6 protein-coding genes are annotated in these 18,964 nt (G+C 38.3%); 4 read left to right on the top strand and 2 right to left on the bottom strand.

Features of this window, described 5'->3' with window-relative positions; all coding sequences use genetic code 11:
• Positions 1-103: 103 nt before the first annotated feature.
• Positions 104-3,094, top strand: coding sequence for a S8 family serine peptidase (locus QNH17_RS25530; protein WP_283875944.1), 2,991 nt, complete (start codon positions 104-106; stop codon positions 3,092-3,094).
• Positions 3,095-3,144: 50 nt separating this feature from the next.
• Here the strand turns inward: QNH17_RS25530 and tagU are convergent, their stop codons facing one another.
• Complete coding sequence (gene tagU / locus QNH17_RS25525; RefSeq protein ID WP_283875943.1) at positions 3,145-4,068, bottom strand: polyisoprenyl-teichoic acid--peptidoglycan teichoic acid transferase TagU; 924 nt, start codon at positions 4,066-4,068, stop codon at positions 3,145-3,147.
• A gap of 303 nt (positions 4,069-4,371) precedes the next feature.
• Between tagU and QNH17_RS25520 the strand changes: the two genes are divergently transcribed.
• Positions 4,372-9,054: a bifunctional 2',3'-cyclic-nucleotide 2'-phosphodiesterase/3'-nucleotidase gene (locus QNH17_RS25520; protein ID WP_283875942.1), complete on the top strand. Its 4,683-nt coding sequence runs from the start codon at positions 4,372-4,374 to the stop codon at positions 9,052-9,054.
• A 61-nt stretch (positions 9,055-9,115) separates the two neighbouring features.
• On the opposite strand, the gene QNH17_RS25515 is transcribed toward QNH17_RS25520, so the two are convergent.
• Positions 9,116-10,330, bottom strand: coding sequence for a HupE/UreJ family protein (locus tag QNH17_RS25515; RefSeq protein WP_283875941.1), 1,215 nt, complete (start codon positions 10,328-10,330; stop codon positions 9,116-9,118).
• A gap of 276 nt (positions 10,331-10,606) precedes the next feature.
• Here QNH17_RS25515 and QNH17_RS25510 point away from each other — a divergent pair, with 276 nt between their 5' ends.
• Positions 10,607-16,660: a lamin tail domain-containing protein gene (locus tag QNH17_RS25510; RefSeq protein ID WP_283875940.1), complete on the top strand. Its 6,054-nt coding sequence runs from the start codon at positions 10,607-10,609 to the stop codon at positions 16,658-16,660.
• Positions 16,661-16,936: 276 nt separating this feature from the next.
• The gene (locus tag QNH17_RS25505) at positions 16,937-18,832 is read left to right on the top strand and encodes a triple tyrosine motif-containing protein (protein ID WP_283875939.1); all 1,896 of its coding nucleotides are present in this window, start codon (positions 16,937-16,939) and stop codon (positions 18,830-18,832) included.
• The last annotated feature ends 132 nt before the right edge of the window (positions 18,833-18,964 follow it).

Genomic DNA, 18,964 nt, shown 5'->3' with positions numbered 1-18,964 from the left:
AAAATAATATTACTTCTAATGCACCCTAATCTACCTACAAAATGATAGAATAGATTAATAAAATAGAATGACATTTTACGAGAAATATAATGGGGGATAACTAGTGAAATATATTTATTCACTGAGCTTGATGGTGCTCAGCTTACTTTTTATGTCTTCGGATGCCAGTGCCGATGGGATCAATGCTCATCCAAAGAAAATCGATCCAGATGTCTTGTTTAAGGAGAAGACGGAATATATTGCCGAAGAACTAATCGTCAAATTTGCGTCAGATACAACACAAACAGAACGGGAGGAATTGCTTAAACAAGTAGATATAAGAGAAGAAACTCCATTAGACGACAAGGATTTCTCCTTAGTTAAAGTCACGCCCGGTGCGAATTTAGCCGCGATTGCGAAACAGTTATTAACGAATAAACAAGTGCTATTAGTCGAGCCAAACTACAAATACAAAAAGACATATGTACCCAAAGAGCCGAGCTATAGTCGGCAATGGTACCTTACCAAACTCCATCTGCCAAAAGCATGGGACAAAACAAGGGGTTCTTCGAAAATTACCGTTGCGGTAATCGATGGCGGGGTTCAGAAGGATCACCCTGACCTAAAAGGAAAGATTGTCAGCCCCTATAATGCGGTAAATGGTTCTTCCAGTTATGATCCCGATGAACATGCTACACATGTTGCTGGCATTATCGCAGCAAGTTTTAATAAGTTTGGGATCGCTGGGATTGCTCCAGATGTAAAGATCATGCCAATTAACGTTTTTCAAGGAAATCAGGCAAGTGCGGATACAGTCATCCGAGCTATTTATTATGCCGTTGCCCACCACGCTGATGTTATCAATATGAGCCTTGGTGATGATAGCTATAGTTATTTACTAGAGTCTGCTACAAAATATGCTAAATCAAAAGGTGTCGTCCTTGTGGCTGCAGCCGGTAATTCTAGTACATTTTTCCCGATGTATCCTGCCGCATCTGAGGGTGTGTTGGGTGTAAGTGCAATTGATCGAAATGATAGAATTGCCAGCTTTTCAAACTATGGAAATTATATTGACCTTGCTGCTCCAGGGGTGGATATTTATTCATCGATATCGGGAAGCACGTATGCCTCTTATGACGGGACATCCATGGCTGCACCGATGGTATCAGGAATTGCTGCGCTCGTCCGGGCAAAGAACACTTTTTTAAGTGCCAGCCAAGTAGAAACCATTCTTAAAAAATCAACAGTCGATCTTGGCAGCAGGGGATGGGATGAAGATTACGGGTACGGAAGAATTGATGCATATAAGGCGCTTTCTAATACACCTGCCCCAATTTCAACCATCACCGCACCGAAAACCTATAACATGACAGGGAAAAACAAAGCAGCATTTTCTTTTAAAACCACGAGTAAAACCAAGGTCTCTTTATCGATTAAGGATGCACACGGAAAAACGGTCAGGAAAATACTATCGAATAAAACCTCAACAGGAGCAAAAATCTCCGTATCTTGGGATGGGAAATCAACAAGTAAAAAGTTTGTTTCGACGGGGTCCTATAAAGTAGAAGTGAAAATCAGCGACGGGTCCGACAGCTTTTATAAAAGCACGATGATGAAGGTGGTTAACCATACAAAACCAGCCATTTTGGTGTCAGGCACCTATTCCTACTCTCCGAATGTAAGTGGAAAGGTTACCATTCCTTATGAGTTGACACAAAAAGTGAAGGTATCTGCTATTGTGACGGATAAGACTGGTAAAACGGTAAAGAAAATTCTTTCCAAAAAGACCATCTCAGCGGGGAAACATTTACTAGCATGGAATGGGAAAACCACCAAAGGGCATCTAGTCAAGGATGGGACCTACCAGATTGTCTGGTCATTTACAGATAGTCACAATAAAAAAGGGAAACCCAAAAAGGTTCAGCTAAAAGTAGACAGTGTCCGTCCAACAGGGAAAATCACGCTATCATCCACACTCTTTAAAATGAATACAAAAACCACGAACACTATAAAAGTGAATGTAAAAGAAACCAGTTATATGGTCGTCTCTGTTGTCAATGAAAAAGGGACCATGATAAAGAAGTTAGTTAATAAAAAAGTGAGCGCTGGAACAATCACTGCTAGTTGGAAAGGGAAAAATGATAAAAATCAACTGGTCCCTGAAGGCACATACCGATATTTCGTTCAGTTAAAGGATATGGCTGGGAATTTAACCAAGATGAACAGCGCTTCGCTGATCCTGCAGGACTGGCGTGTACCTTCTATTGCGACGGGGAAAGATTATTATTTAAAAACAAAAGGGACCATGACCATCGGCTATACCTTAAACAAGCCTGGAAAGGTGACAATTGGAATTTATCAAGGCGGTAAACGACTATCTACTATTAAAACAGATGCAGCCGAATTAGCGGGGCAGCACTCGTTTACATGGAATGGGACGGATGATACCAACACCCAGCTTAACGATGGTCTATATCAGTTTAAAATTAAAGTCGTTGATAAGTATAATATCACTCAAATCTACTCGGGAAATGTACATGTCGAGCTTAATAAAATCGAAATAAGTTATCCTGCTGTCGTCATGTTTTATCCAGGTGAAGGCAGTGAGGTACATTACAAACTATCACGGGCAGCAAATGTGACAATTGAAATTTATAATCAATCAAATCAAAAGATTAAAACCATTGACCAAGATAAAGCAGTAAATGAAGGCAGCCAATATTTTAGCTGGCTTAGCAGCGAAGAAAAGGATGGCACATATTATTATGTCATCACCGCTAAGAATGCCTACGGGCTTAAGTCTGTTAAAGGGAAAATGACGTCAACAGGTAATCCAGCGTGGCTAATTTCACATAGTTTTGGCTTTCACTTAGCTTCCGATCAAATTTATAACGATCAATTACAGTTGAAAATTAACACAACGCAACAGGTTACGGCTACCGTTCATGTTTATAGCTATGAGGGCAGTCCGCAAGTTGCCCAAAAGTCATATACGGTGAAGTCAGGTTCTAATACGTTTGTCTATACCAAGCCTTCCAAATATTCCTGGTATTATTATTTGATTGAATATCGTGATTCCTTAGGAAATGGATATTGGTATGAAATGAATGAATAATGACAATAAAAAACAGTCTGCCAAATCTTCTGGCAGACTGTTTTTTTACCTTAAGTAGTTTCCAACTGTGTTTTCATTTCTGTCTGTAGTCGCTCTTTTTCGTCAGAGGGAACGACAAAGTAATAGATGCCGTTAATTCTTGTTCCATTGCCTTTGATGGTCATTTGATCGATGTTACCACCGACACTTTTGTAGTTCTTTTGAATAGAAACCATTTGATCAAAGGTGAGATTTGTTTTTACGTTTTTTCCGAGTGCAGAGAAGATATCACTGTAATTGGCTAGTGATGATAAACTTGCACCTTCTTTTATAACCCCTTGGATAATTTGACGCTGGCGTATTTGGCGGCCAAAATCACCGCGCGGGTCTTCTTTCCTCATTCGAGTATAGGCAAGAGCCTTTTTGCCATTCAAGGTTACTTCCCCTTTAGGAAAATGATAGCCTCCATAAGAAAAGTCCAAATCATTATCCACCGTTATGCCGCCAACGGCATCGACAATATCTTTAAAACCTTCCATGTTCACTCTTACAAAGTAATCAATGGGGATATCTAAAAACTGCTCCACTGTGTTCATCGCCATTTCTTCGCCGCCGAATGCATAGGCATGGTTAATTTTATCTTCTGTACCTTTACCGACAATTTCCGTACGTGTATCTCTTGGAATACTTAGCATCTTAACCGAATTAAGCTTCGGATTAATTGATAAAACAATCATGGTGTCTGAACGGCCTTTATCCCCTTTACGCTGGTCAACCCCTAAAAGTAAAACGGAAAACGGCTGCTTGTTTTGCAAGGATACTTCCTCAGTCCGCTTTTCTGATGTACGGTCGACAGGATGATGCATGGTTTCGACAGCATTTGTTAATGAATTATATACTGAATAGGCATAAACTCCTATTCCGATTAATAGTAAAATTAACACAATTCCAGTTACGCGGAGCCACGTTCTCTTTTTCTTTTTATTAGCTCTCATCAAGTTTTCCTCCACAACGGTATTTTGAACTATATTTTAGAATATCAGAATTTATCGAAATTTAATACATATATTTGAAAAACTTACATATTTTTTAACTGGATTTTTTGGCAATAATTCTTTCATGAATTATTTATCAGAAATTGGATAGTTCCCTTAAAACAATAGATTAAAAGGATGAATTCTCAAAAAATATTATTGTAAATAAATGATAAATTTTTAAAAAAAGGTCTATTATTCTTTTGGAAAAGTTAGTAGAATAGTCATGCAATACTAATTATTTTGTCGAAGGGCGGAAAAAGTGTGAAGAGACAGATAAAAAGAAGCATGAAAAGACGTATGCTTAATACTTCTCTAGCAACAGCGTTAGCGCTTACAACAGTTCCATTGAATATTTTCCCACAGGCTGCAAAAGCTGAAGGAACAGTGAATACGGCTACACTACGAATCTTAGAAACTACGGACCTGCATTCTAATGTATTGCCGTACGATTATTTCAAAGATGCACCTGTAACAAATTATGGTTTAGCAAAAACAGCTACTTTAATCAAACAAGCTAGATCTGAAGTCGACAACTCTATGCTATTTGACGCTGGTGATACGATTCAAGGAAATCCACTTGCAAGTTATGTAGCAAAAGTAAATAAACTTGGACCAAACGATACTCATCCTATTTACAAAGCAATGAACTATTTAAAATATGATGCAGGTATTGTTGGGAACCATGAATTCAACTATGGTTTAGACTACTTAAAAGACGTACAAGAAGAAGTACAATTTCCAATTGTAAACGCTAACATTTATAAAGACGACCACGATTCCGACTCAACAAATGATGTTAACTATTTCACTCCTTATAAAATTGTAGACAAAACGATTAAGGATGCTGGCGGCAATGAACATGTGATTAAGGTTGGGGTCATCGGGTTTGCACCACCGCAAATCATGCAGTGGGATAAAGATAACCTAACTGGTAAAGTCATTACTAAAGATATTGTTGCCCAAGCAAATAAATTTATCCCGCAAATGAAAGCTGATGGAGCAGATGTTATTGTCGCAATTGCTCACTCGGGCTGTGATATCGCTGCCGAAGGTCAAGAAGCTGCAGAAAATGCCGTTTACGATTTAACAAAAGTACCTGGCATTGATGCCATGCTATTTGGACATGCACACGTAAACTTCCCAGGTGATGCATCATTTACAGGCAAGACTGGCATTGATAATACCAATGGTACAATCAATGGAGTACAAGCGGTCGAAGCAGGCTTCTGGGGAAATAACCTAGGTGTCCTCGATTTAGCACTTATACAAGATGCAAATGGCAAGTGGACTGTTGATAAGGCTAATTCTAAATCGGTTAACCGTCCAGTTTCTGCTGACACTGCATCAGACTCAACAATTGTTAGTGATGCACAAGCCGTTCATGAGCAAACACTTGCTTATGTACGTGGAAAAATCGGTACGACAGAAATTCCAATGCACAGTTTCTTCACCCGTGTCATGGATGACGCTTCCACACAAATTGTTAATGCAGCACAGATGGATTACGTGAAAAAGGCGATTGCAAACACAGAATATAAAGATTATCCGGTCCTTGCAGCAGCAGCTCCATTTAAAGGCGGCCGTGGTGGCGTTGGCGATTATACAAATATTGCTAAGGGCGATGTAACCATTAAGAGTGCCGCGGATTTATATTTGTTTGATAACACATTAAAGGCTCTTGAAGTTACAGGCGATCAAGTGAAGAGGTGGATTGAAGAATCAGCGAAACAATTCAATACAATTGACCCGAATAATGCAGAACCGCAAGATTTACTTGATTACGATTTCCGCCCATACAATTATGATGTCATTGATGGTGTGAAATACGACATTGATGTGACGAAACCAAAAGGTGAACGTGTTGTGAACCTAAGAATGATGGATGGAACTCCTGTTAAAATGGACCAAAAATTCATCATTGCGACTAATAACTATCGTGCTGGCGGAAGCGGTGGTCTACCTGAATTGAAGAATTTAAAACCTGTTGTAGATTCTCCATTCGAAAACCGTCAAATCCTTATGGATTATATCAGTGCGCAAGGTAACATCAATCCTGTGGCAGATAACAACTGGAAGATTGCACCGATTGGCGGCGTAGCAAAGGTTGTTTTCCACTCTGCTCCAGATGCAAAAGCATACCTTGGGCAACAACCAGATGTAAAAGATCTTGGTGCATCAACCACTAAAGCAGGATACGAACTGTATGAATTAGACCAAAATATACATGTTCAATTATTAGGTATCAATGACTTCCATGGTCAGCTTGATACTTGGAGATCTGTCAAAGACTCTACTGGTAAAGTTGTTGATTACTCTGGGGGTGTCGAATGGTTAGCCGCTTACCTAAAAGACAGAGAAGCAGTAAACCCTGCTAATACTCTAATGATACAGGCTGGTGACCTTGTTGGAGCAAGCCCGCCAGTATCTGCATTATTACAAGATGAGCCAACTATCCGTATGATGAATGAAATCGGAATGGATGTTGGTACAATCGGTAACCATGAATTTGACGAAGGCGTAGCAGAAATGAAGCGTTTAATTCACGGTGGAGATCATCCGAAAACTGCGCAATATGAAGAGAAATATGGCAAGTTTACTGGTTCAACAATGGATTACGTTGTAGCAAACGTAGTCGATGAAAAAACAAATGAAACAATTTTACCTCCATATGCTGTTAAAGAAGTAGATGGCGTTAAAATTGGCTTTATTGGTGTTGTAACAACTGAAACACCAACAATTGTTACTCCAAAGGGTGTAGAGGGTGTTAAATTCACTGATGAAGTAACTGCAGTGAACAAATATGCAAAAGAATTAACGGATCAGGGCGTTAATACGATTGTTGTAATGGCACATGATCCTGGAACTTCAAAAACTGATGGTTCAGAAGCAACTGGTAAGGTTGTTGACATGGCTAAAGCGATTGACCCTGCTGTTGACGTTATCTATGGTGCACATGATCATAAATATCTCAATACAAATGTTGATGGAAAAGTATTAGTTCAATCTTGGTCTTATGGTACTGCCTTCTCTGATATTGACTTAACCATTGACCCTACTACAGGAGATGTGATTAAGGATCAAACAAAGGCTGAAGTGGTAGACACACTTCATAGCAAAATTACAGCAAATGCAAAAATTAAAGCAGAACTTGACGGCTATCAAGAAGATATTAAACCTGTTGTAAGTCAAGTAGTAGGTACTACATCTGCTGCAATTACAAATGTGGCCAATGCTTCTGGTGAATCTGCACTGGGTAACTTAATTGCTGATGGTATGCGCTCCGTAACAGGCACTCAATTAGGATTTATGAATGCTGGCGGTATTCGTAACCCACTTCCAGCAGGAACAATCACTTGGGGCGATTTATTCAAGGTTCAGCCATTTGGTAATGATCTAGTAACAATGACTGTCACTGGGGATCAAATTAGAACCTTATTAAATCAACAATTCCAAGCACCACCAAGCTATAATAAAATCATGGCAATATCAGGTCTGAAATATACTTGGAGTGATAATAAGCCATACGGCAGCAAGGTGCTTGATATCTATTTAGAAAATGGTACACCATTAGATCCAACTGCAGAATACACAATTACAGTAAACAACTTTATGGCAGACGGCGGCGACGGCTTTGCGGTCCTTAAGTCTGGTAAAAATCGAGTAACAAACGTTGTGGACTTAGACGGATTTGTCCAGTATTTCAAATCCTTACCACAACCAGTTGCGGCACAAATTGAAGATAGAATTATACTTGATAAAGAAGTAACTGCATCAGTTAATGAAGTAACAGACCAATCAACAACTGTAACTGGTAAAACAGAAGCAGGGGCAACTGTTGTGGTAACAGCAGGAGTCGTTAATAAAACTACTACTGCCACTGAAGATGGAAGCTTCTCTGTAGACATTCCAGTTCAAAAAGCAGGAACTGAAGTTGTCGTTACGATTACGGATAAAGCACTTAACCTAAAAGAAGTTCGGTTAACGGTTAAAGACGTAACTGATCCAAATGCTCCTGTATTTGACCCAGTTACTAATATGTCTACTGAAATTAAAGGTCATGGTGCAGAACCAGGAACACATGTCTATATTACAAATGGATTCAATTTGAAGGTCCACTTAACAGCTGATGAAAACGGTAATTTCAGTGTTCCATTAATGGCGCCACTTAAAGAAGGTACTCTGTTATTCGCATTCTCTGTTGATTTATCATTCAACTTAAGTCCAATTGGATCTACATTCGTTCTTGACGTTATTGCTCCGAATAAAGCTGTCGTAAATGCAGTAAGTAACAAAGATAAAGTGGTTTCTGGAACAGCTGAAGCTGGTTCTACAGTTACTGTATCTAACAGCAAAGGTATTCTTGGTACTACGACTACTGGTGTAAATGGCAAATTCTCTGTAACATTACCAGCTGCACAATATGCGGGTACGGTTTTAAAAGTAGTTGTGGCAGACCGAGCTGGCAATAAGAGTGAAACAACAATTAAAGTTCTAGATAAAATTGCTCCAGTAGTCAGTGGTGTAGTTAATAATGGTCTTTACAAAAGAGATGTAGTTATTTACTTTAATGAAGGTAAAGCTTTATTAAATGGAAGAGCTATTGCAACGAAAACAGTTGTGAAAACAGACGGAAGCTACACATTAGTGGTATTTGATGCTGCCGGAAACAAAACAACTGTTCAATTTGCGATTGATAAAAAAGCTCCAAGCACACCTTCTGTTGATAAAATTACTGTGAAAACTACCAAAGTAACCGGTAAAGCAGAAGCCTATTCAAATGTCGTTGTAAAAGTGAGCGGCAAAGTGATTGGTTCTAAAACGGCTGATAAATATGGCAAGTTCTCGATCTCAATTAAAAAACAAAAAGCTGGCAAAGTGGTTGAAGTCACAGCAGTAGACAAAGCTGGCAATGTAAGTAAGGCTAAGAAAGTAACGGTAAAGTAATTAGTTAACAAGAAAAACCCCTGAAAGAATTTTTCAGGGGTTTTTTCGGTTTAATAAAATTCTATGAAAAGATTCGTTCCATTAGCCAAATTGCTCCTAAAATAAATATGATTGATGAACCAATTTGGATGAATCTACTTGAGATCTTTAATCTAAAAATATACGTAAGTAATGGCACTAGTAAAAGAACAATCGCTAACTGCACCGCTTCAATACCCAGATTAAAATTAACTAATGCTACAGCAAGATGGCTTTTAGTAATCTCCATTTCTTTTAAGATACTCGCAAACCCAAGCCCGTGAATTAAACCGAAAAGAAAGGTAATACTCCAGCGGTGTCTGATCTCCTTGCGGAAAATATTCTCTAAAGCCACGTAACAAATACTAAAGGCGATGGTTGCTTCAACAAAAGGCGAAGGTAACGTGATCCAACCTAATACGGCAAGGCTAAGGGTGATGCTGTGTGCCAATGTAAAGGATGTAACAATAGATAAATACTGTTTGAGGGTTTGTTTTCTTAACAACAAGGCAAATAGAAATAATAGGTGATCATAGCCAGTAATAATATGGAGCATCCCTAATTTGAAAAATGAAAACCAAGAAGAAGTGGTTGTTTGTGGTTCTGGCGCAGTTGCATTGGGTTGATCTTGTTCCGTACTAGGCGCAGGCTGGGTGGTTTGATCCTGACCTTGTTCCTGCTGTACCTCAGTTAAAAGAATGGTCCAAGTCCGTTCCTTTCCCTGTAATACGGCCTCACTCGTTTGGCCCATAAAAGATGCCGAAATTAAATCAACATAATTCGTCCCCGTATCATTAAAATAAAAGCCATCATTATAAACGATTGTATCCCCAGCGGAAAAGGCCGGAAAGGTCATCGTCGTGGAAAGAAACTCTTTGTTTTCTTTTTTTACTAACTTCATTGTTTCTACTTTAGGAGTAACTTCTTTGTTGTTTTTGTCCAAGGTCAAACCTTCAGTAATTAATTCTTCAATATGATGCTGCTCTTTTTTTACTTCAGATTTTTCAAGTACCCAGTTTTTATTTAGGTCAATATCGGGTAATAGTTCTATAAGGGATAAAGTATCAAGGGTGAATACTAACTCAGTTTTCTTTTCATCCATTGTTATTTTTGTATAACTAGCACTATATGCATGGGCATTGGCGAGTTTAGGGAAACAAAGTAAGGTAATAAGAAGGATGGATAGTAAACTACAGAAATAACGGCTTCTATCAAAATAACTCACAATTTGTTGAATTTTGAGGGAAAACGAAAGCACGAATGAACCTCCTGAATATTTTTTCGATAAAATAACTAAATTTTCCAATAGGAATAATAAAGGTAAAACCTCCTTAATATAATCACATTTTATGTGAATTTGTATACAGTATTGAAAAATTATTTTGGCTATTTAGAAATAATTTGTATAAATATTTCTATATCCAAAGTACTGAAAATTTTATAGAATTATAGAGTAATATATTCCCTTGGTGTGAAAGAAATGTAAGCGTTTTTTACTAGGGTAAAATAAATTACTACAAAGGGTGGTAGATGGATGAAAGCAAAACATAGGGAGTTTAAGCGCTGGACGAGCATGTTCATGGCAGCACTTCTATTGATCAGTACCTTTTTGCCAAGTGGTCTAAGTATTAGAGCACATGCAGATATGGCTGATCATATTGTTATCTCTCAATATTTTGGCGGGGGAGGTAACTCAGGGGCACCATATAACAAGGATTTTATCGAGTTATATAACCCTACCAATCAAGATGTTGTTCTTGACGGATGGTCTGTTCAATATGCTTCCACAACAGGAACTACTTGGCAGGTTACACCATTAGCAGGGACAATTAAAGCACATGGCTACTACCTAATTGCTGAAGGTGGTGGGGCAACTGGTGCAAATCTACCAACCCCAGATGCAACGGGTGCATTAACAATGGCTGGCGGTGGTGCAAAAATTGCCTTGTTCAAGGACAAAACAACAGCTGCATCAGGTGCAAAACCAGCGGATACTGTTGATTTCGTTGGTATGGGCGGAGCAACTTCATTTGAAGGTTCTGCTGCAACAAAAGCTCCATCTAATACAACAAGTGTTCAACGTCGTCCATATGCGAACGTTGATCCGGCTCCAGGTAAAGGGAATGCATGGGATACTGATGACAATGCTGCCGACTTTTACACTGGTGCTATTACTTCTGTAAGAAATACTGCTAGCACACCAGAAACTCCAATGGTTCCAGTAACCAGCTTGCAGCCAAAAGGAATTAATATTCAAGTTACCCAACAAGGTACTGAAGTAACAGTAAAAGGTGCTGCAGATGCGGTTGCGGCAAACTCTGTTATTAAAGTATATGAAAGTGCCACTAAAGGAACTGCTCTTGCTACAGGTACAGCAGCAGAAGATGGAACCTTTACAATAAACTTCACGACGGATAAAACATTCACATCTTTATACTTTGCAGCAACACAAGCGGATATGGATGAAAGTGCGGCCATTCAAGTGAATATTGCCACACCTAGTGCATCTATCACAGGTGCAAAATTAAATTATGCCGTTATTAATGGTCAAGGTAATTTAACTGGAAATACAGGTGCTGCTGTAGCAAACTCTACGATTAATATTTATCCAAATGATACAGCTAATCCATCTGAAAGATTAAAACAGTTAAAATCAGGTACAGCAGGTGATTTTTCAACAACGATCGCGGATGCTCCTGATACCGTTTATGTAACACAAATTACAAGCTCCGCTAAAGGAATTATGCTAGAAAGTACGCCTGTAGCAGTTACAAAAGCTGATTTATCAGTGGTGACAAAGCTTGCAGATGTTCGTGCTTCTGATGCAAATGGAAAAACGATCAACTTAAATAAGTATTTTACTGTTGAAGGGGTTGCAACAGTAGACAATCAAATTCTTGGAACACAAAAGCAAAACTTCTTTATCCAAGACGACACTGCAGGCATTAACGTTTTTAATTCTTCCTTAGTTACACCATACAATGTGTTAAAAGGTGATAAATTAAGAATGACAGGAAAAGTCATTGTGTATAATGGTTTAGCTGAATTTGAACCAGTATCCATTAAGAAAATCAGTGAAGGTAATTCAATACCAAATCCTACACAATTAACGATCCTTGATTTAAATACGTATGCAACTGCTGAGCCGCTTGAAGGAACGCTGGTTACAGTAACTGGTAAAGTTTCTGCCGTAGCTGCTTCTGGTGCAAACTATAATGTAACTTTCGTAGATGCAAACAATAAAAGTACAACGATAAGGGTTATGAGTCCAACAGGAATCGTACCTGATACAGACCTTGTGATTGGTAAAAGCTATACAGTTACAGGTGTATTAGGTCAATTTTCTTCAAATGTTAATCCGCAAAATGGATACCAAGTTTTCCCGCGAGAGCTTAGTGACATCGCGCCAATTCTTGGCATAACACACACAGCATTAACATCAGTTTACAAAGGTGTAAATGTAGAATTTGCAGCCAATGCGGATGGTGCAGAATCTGTAACAACTTATTACAGAGCTACTGGTACGACTGATTACACTGCATTACCAATGGCTAAAGGCAGCGAGGGCCGCTATACAGTTACGTTAGAAGCTGCAAATGTACCTCAAGATGGCTTCGAATATTACATTGAAGCTAAGGCAGGTATTCAAGTTCAATCAGCAGGAACAAAAGAAGCACCGTTTACCGTAACATTAAAAGAAGATACTGATGCTCCGACAATCAGCGGTGAAAAACCACAAAATGAAACGAGAGTGGAAAGTCCACACCCTGAAATTACTGCTTTAATTAACGATCCAAGTGGAATTGAAGAAGGGTCTGTGCAAATGTGGTTGGATGGTAACGAGCTTACAGCTCCTGCTGCAACAATCAGCAAAACACAGGTTAAATACACACCTGAAGAAGAACTTGCACTTGGCGTTCACACTGTAAAGGTGATAGCTAAAGACGTAAAAGGCAACGAGGCTGTGAAAGAATGGACCTTTGAAGTGGTACCTCGTTTCTCTGGTGGTAATCATTACCGTGGTACAACACACAATCATACAAACATCTCTCACGATGGTGCTGGTACTCCAGAAGCTGCGTTAATAGCTGGTAAAGCGCATCATTATGATTGGTTTGCGTTCTCGGATCACTCACACGATATCGACCCTGAAAAGTTGGGAACTGATACGGTAGTTCGTGATAACATGCAAGAACGTACTGGTGGAGACCAGTGGCAATTAACGAAAAACTTAGCAACTCAATATACAAAGAATGGTGAATATGTAGTATTCCCAGCATTTGAAATGACTTCAACAACTTGGGGCCACTCAAATATCTTTGGAACTCAAAACTTTATCGATAGAAACATCAATGGAAAGCAATACCAAGACTTGAATCAATACTATGCATGGGTTATGACATATGATGATATCGTGGGTCAATTTAACCACCCAGATATGTCTTCCAATGCCTTCAACAATTTTAAACCGTACAATTCTGATGTAGACAAATTATTTACAATGTTAGAGGTTGGTAACGGATCAGGACATTATGGTTATGCCAATGCTGAAAACAAATTCTTCTCAGCACTAGATTTAGGCTGGCATGTTGCCCCTACTTATGGTGAAGATAACCATGAAGGAACATGGGGAGAAGTAAACGCTCGTACGGTAATCGTTGCGGATGATCTTTCAGAAGCATCACTACTTCATTCGATGCGTAATATGCGTGTATACATGGAAGAAGATCCAAACTTCACGCTAGATGTTTTAGCAAATGGCTATTATATGGGTTCAACAGTTGATAGCAAAAAATTAAACTTTAAAATATCGGGTAGTGACTTAGTAGCAGAAGCGAAGAATAGTACAGACTATAGCTATCTTCCAACTACTTATAAGTCAGATGATAGAATTTCTAAAGTTGAATTAATTACGAACGGTGGACAAGTAGTTGATTCTATTACACCAATGGAAAAAGACTTCACATGGACACCAACTTATACAGTTTCCGGCGGCCAGCAATGGTTTGTTGTTAAGGTTACGCAAATGGATGGCGAAAGAATTTATTCTTCACCAATCTGGTCAAAAGAAGAATCTGTTGATGTAAAAGTAAACGGAATTGATATTGACGGTGATGTGATTGTTGGCGGCAACCCAGCAACATTAAAGGCAACTGTGGCTAACAACGGAACAGAGGTTGTGAAAAACTTAAAGGTAGACTTCTATTACGATGAAGTGAATCCTGAGAATTTCATTGGAACAAATAATATTTCTTCTATTTTAACGAAGAACTCTGCAACTGCAACAGCAACATGGGCAAGTCCGATCAAAGGGGACCATCAATTAATTGTCGTAGTAACATCAAATGAAGGTCTAGACCTTGGAGATGTAAAATATTCATTACCAGTAAAAATTAAAGAACCACTAGGTATTAAAGTATTAATCGATGCCAACCATGGTAACGAAAATACGAGCAGTGACAGTGGAACATACAAAAATAACTTAACTGCATTTACGCTTATGCTTCAAAAAGAGGGCTACACAGTAGCTGAAAATAAAGTTGCCCTTACAGATGAAGTTTTAGCAGATGTAAAAGTATTAGTACTAACAAATGCAAGAATTGGCTTAACTGCTGAAGAAAATGCTGCTGTTGCGAAATTCGTGAAAAACGGCGGATCTTTATTAATGGCAGGAAAGAGCAATAACAGTGCAGACCCTACTATTAATAATGACCTATTAGGTAATATCGGTTCTGCTATCCGTATGGGGAATGATGGAGTATTTGACTTAAGTAAGAGCGGTAACTTCTGGAGTGATCCAACGGTTAGCCCTTATGCAGTCAGAGTACATCCAGGACTTGTATCCAACCATATTACCGACAGAGTATCTTTCATTGATTACTATAGCGGTGGAAGTTTGTCCGGTGTAAATAATGGTAAGCTCACAGAAACTGGTAAGGTGACAATTTTAGCAAAAGGTAATGAAACAACGTACCAAGGAAATATCCAAGGTGGATACACTTATGATGCAGTTTCTGACACATCAGGCGGCTCAGAAATTCCATTAATCGCATCAGAGGAAATTGGTGAAAATGGCCGTATCATTGTTTCAGGAATGAATATTTTTAACAACAAACAAATGGATGAATCGTATGAACCGAAAGGTAACGATGAATTTACGTTCAATGCTGTAAACTGGTTAGCACATCGTGAAATGAAAGTGGCAAACATAGCTGATGTTCGTCAATTAGCTGATGAAACAGATGTAGTAGTAGAAGGAACGGTAACTACTCCAGCAGGTAATTTCTTTGATGCTTTCTATCTTCAAGATGCTACAGGCGGTATTATGGCGTTCCTAGAAGTACCAGATGGGTCATTGAAACTCGGCGACAAGGTTCGTGTTTATGGACATATTAAAACATTTGAAAATAACAAAGAGTTAGAGTTTACTAGCTTCGCGAAAGACGTTATTAAACTAGGATCTAGTGAACCTGTCCAGCCAAAACTGGTACCAACTGGGGAAGCAACATCTGCTTTAAACCAAGGTCTACTTGTTAAGGTAAAAGGTAAAGTCGTATCTAAGTATGACGAAAATTCTTATGTCATTAATGATGGAACTGGCGAAGTGTTAGTATTTACGGATGGTTACATCGTGAATCAGAGCGGTTCAGTACCTGTTCTCAAAAAGGGTGACACATTAGAAGCAGTCGGTTTATCAGGTGCATTTGCACAAGGTGAACGTATTCGTGTAAGAAACACTACTGAATTAGTAGGCACTGATACTGCAAGTCCTGATGTAACAGGAGTAGAGAATAACGGAAGCTATCATCAAGATGTAACAATTACTTTTGATGAAGGTACAGCAACATTAAATGATCAAGAATTTGCTAATGGAACTGTAGTAACTGAAGAAGGAAGCTACACATTAGTGGTAACAGATGCAGCTGGCAACAAAACAACGGTAACATTTACAATTGATAAAACCGCTCCAGTTGTAAGTGGAGTTGAAGATGGAATTTACAATCAAGATGTAACTATCACGTTTAACGATGGGACGGCAACATTAAATGGTAATGAGTTTACAAGCGGAACTACGGTGTCTGCTGAAGGAACTTATACATTTGTTGTAACAGATGCTGCAGGAAATCAAGTCGTTGTGAATTTCACGATTGATAAAACGGCTCCAGCAATCACTGGTGTATCTGATAATGGCATCTACAATCATGATGTAACGATTACCTTTGATAATGGAACAGCTATATTAAATGGTAATGAATTCACAAGTGGAAAGGTTGTAATAGAAGAAGGAACCTACACATTAGTAGTAACCGATCAAGCAGGCAACAAAGCAACCATTCATTTTATGATTGATAAAACAGCACCAGTGGTAATTGGTGTTAATGACAATGGCATCTATAAAAAGGCTGTTATCCTAAAATTTAATGAGTTAGGTGGATTATTAAATGGTAAGCCAGTGGAATCAGGCACTGTAGTTCCTAAAGAAGGAGTATACACTTTAGTAGTGTCAGATATGGCAGGTAATGTAACATCTATTGTATTCACTATCGATAGAACACCTCCAGTCGTAACTGGTGTTAAGAACCATTAAGATTTTACGATTTACTTTAACGAAGGTTCAGCGAATATGGCAGCTTCCGTTTTCCAATTTCCAAGCAAAGTGATGGAAACGAAGCATGTAACTGTATAAAAATAAGTTATTTGATACCCCCGAGCTTAAGCTTATCGGGGGTATTTTTATGAAATTTAATAGTAGAAAAGTACCTAAATACTAGAAAAATATTTTAATAGGATAGGATATATATCCCATTTAATATGGTAAAATATTTATTGGATAAAAAATTCCAATAGGGGGAAGGAACCGAAATTGAAAAGGATATTTATTACTTCAATTATTTTAATACTGTCATTTACCTTTTCTTTAAACATTGCCTTTGCAGAGAAGTCTGATGTAAAAGCTGGGTTTAAGAAACAGGACAACCAAGTAGTAACAGAAGTGGAACCAAATGATACATTTGAGGATGTAAATCAGACCATTCACTCCCTAGATGAAGTTCAAGGGACTATAAGTGAAGAAGACAAAGATCTTTACAAAATAGAAATGCAAAGAAAAGGTGAGTTTACGTTATACTCATTTTTAGGCAATGATGAGTCTTATGATAACCACTATTATTATGATGAGTATGCTATAACAATCTATGATGTGAACGGTAATACCGTAGCCAGCAGTGATTATTTTTATGATGATGAATCTGACTATTATTATAGGTACTTGAATACAAAATTAGAAAAAGGAATCTATTATATCTCTGTAAATGCAGATGAATATTCCTACATAGGAAGCCAGCCTTATTACCTCTGGCCTGAAGTATTATATGACGCAGATTTCACTATCGATAGTCCGACTGCTAATCTACAATCCCCTCAAATCGAACGAAAAACGATAACATTTCAAACAAGTGCAAGTAAAACGGGGCTTCAATACCAATATTCTATTCAAAACAAAATTGTCAAAACTTTCAGTACCTCAAATGCCTACCAGTGGACACCAACAGCTCCCGGTACATATAAGATAAAAGTTGAGGTAAGAGATCCCGCATTTCCTAGTGCAGTAGTGGTAAAGGAAATATCATATACAATTACAGCCTATAAACCTGATTTTGCGATTACTTCGTTTGCACCAAATATTAAATCTCCCTATTTGAGTGGTAAGACGATAAACTTATGGGCGAAGACCAATAAAAGTGGCCTTCAATATCAATTTTCTGTTAATGGAAAGGTTGTCCAATCTTTCGGCGCAAAAAACTATTATTCATGGAAACCAACACGTTCAGGAAGATATAACCTGAAAGTGGAAGTTCGCAGGTCACAATATCCAAACCGAATCGTCACAAAGCAAATAAGTTATGACATTACCGATGGCAAGGTCTATGTAACTTCATTAAAGGCGAATATGTCCTCTCCTCGTCCGACTTCTACATCGATTAAATGGTCGGCAGCGGGAAAAGGCGTTAACCTTGAATACAAATTTAGTGTCTACCAAAATAAAAAGTGGAAAACCATTCAGAACTATTCAGCCAGAAACTACACCTATTGGAAGCCAAAAAGTGCCGGGGCTGCAAAGGTACAGGTAACAGTCCGAAGCAAATTATCAAAAAAGACAGCAACGAAAACAGGCAATTTTACCATTTTTAAGCCATCGTACTTCTCGACACCAACGTTAAAATCAGATATTAGTACAAAGCAGGCTGCAGGAACATACTTTTACTTTACGGCAAAATCGAAAGGTTCTTATTTAGAGTACCGCTTTAGAGTCTATCGATACGGCTACTGGTACACGGTCCAGGATTACTCCAGCAATAAATCATTATATTGGGCGCCTTATTATGATGGGGATTACAAAGTGGCTGTAGATGTACGGCAAAAGGGCACCAAAAAAGTCAAAACAAAAAAACTTTCCTTAGATATTCGTGAGCAGCCAAGCTATTATTTCTCGGCCAATTATAATATTTACTATAACAATGGCTATCTATATGTAAACAACCGTGGATATAGCAATCTAAAAGTAACTAAAGTACAGCAAATTAATAATGGCAAAGTCATTTACTCGTATTCTCCGAAGGACTGGATTACCACTGGACAGTCGTGGCAAACTTACTATTTCTACCCGAAAAAACCTATTACCTCTTTCGGCTACTATACGTATTGGAAGGTTTATTATACATTTGATGGTCTAAGTTATTCGACATATTTAACTAAATAGACCAATGTACACGTATTTCATGAAGATGAATTACGTGTGCATTTTTATGCTAACCACTTGATTTTCATTAATTTAATATGAAAATCATTTTTTTAAAAGGTATATAAAAAATGGATATTCTTGTTAAAATTA

Origin of the sequence: Neobacillus sp. SuZ13, from assembly GCF_030123365.1 — a bacterium.
GTDB lineage: Bacteria > Bacillota > Bacilli > Bacillales > Cytobacillaceae > Neobacillus.
The sequence above is the reverse complement of the archived record's forward strand: the minus strand, read 5'-3'. Positions and strand labels throughout refer to the sequence as shown.

Bases quoted from the DNA above. Each gene is read 5' to 3' on its own strand.
- tagU (WP_283875943.1), bottom strand. From the start codon at position 4,068: ATGAGAGCTAATAAAAAGAAAAAGAGAACGTGGCTCCGCGTAACTGGA.
- QNH17_RS25510 (WP_283875940.1), top strand. From the start codon at position 10,607: ATGAAAGCAAAACATAGGGAGTTTAAGCGCTGGACGAGCATGTTCATG.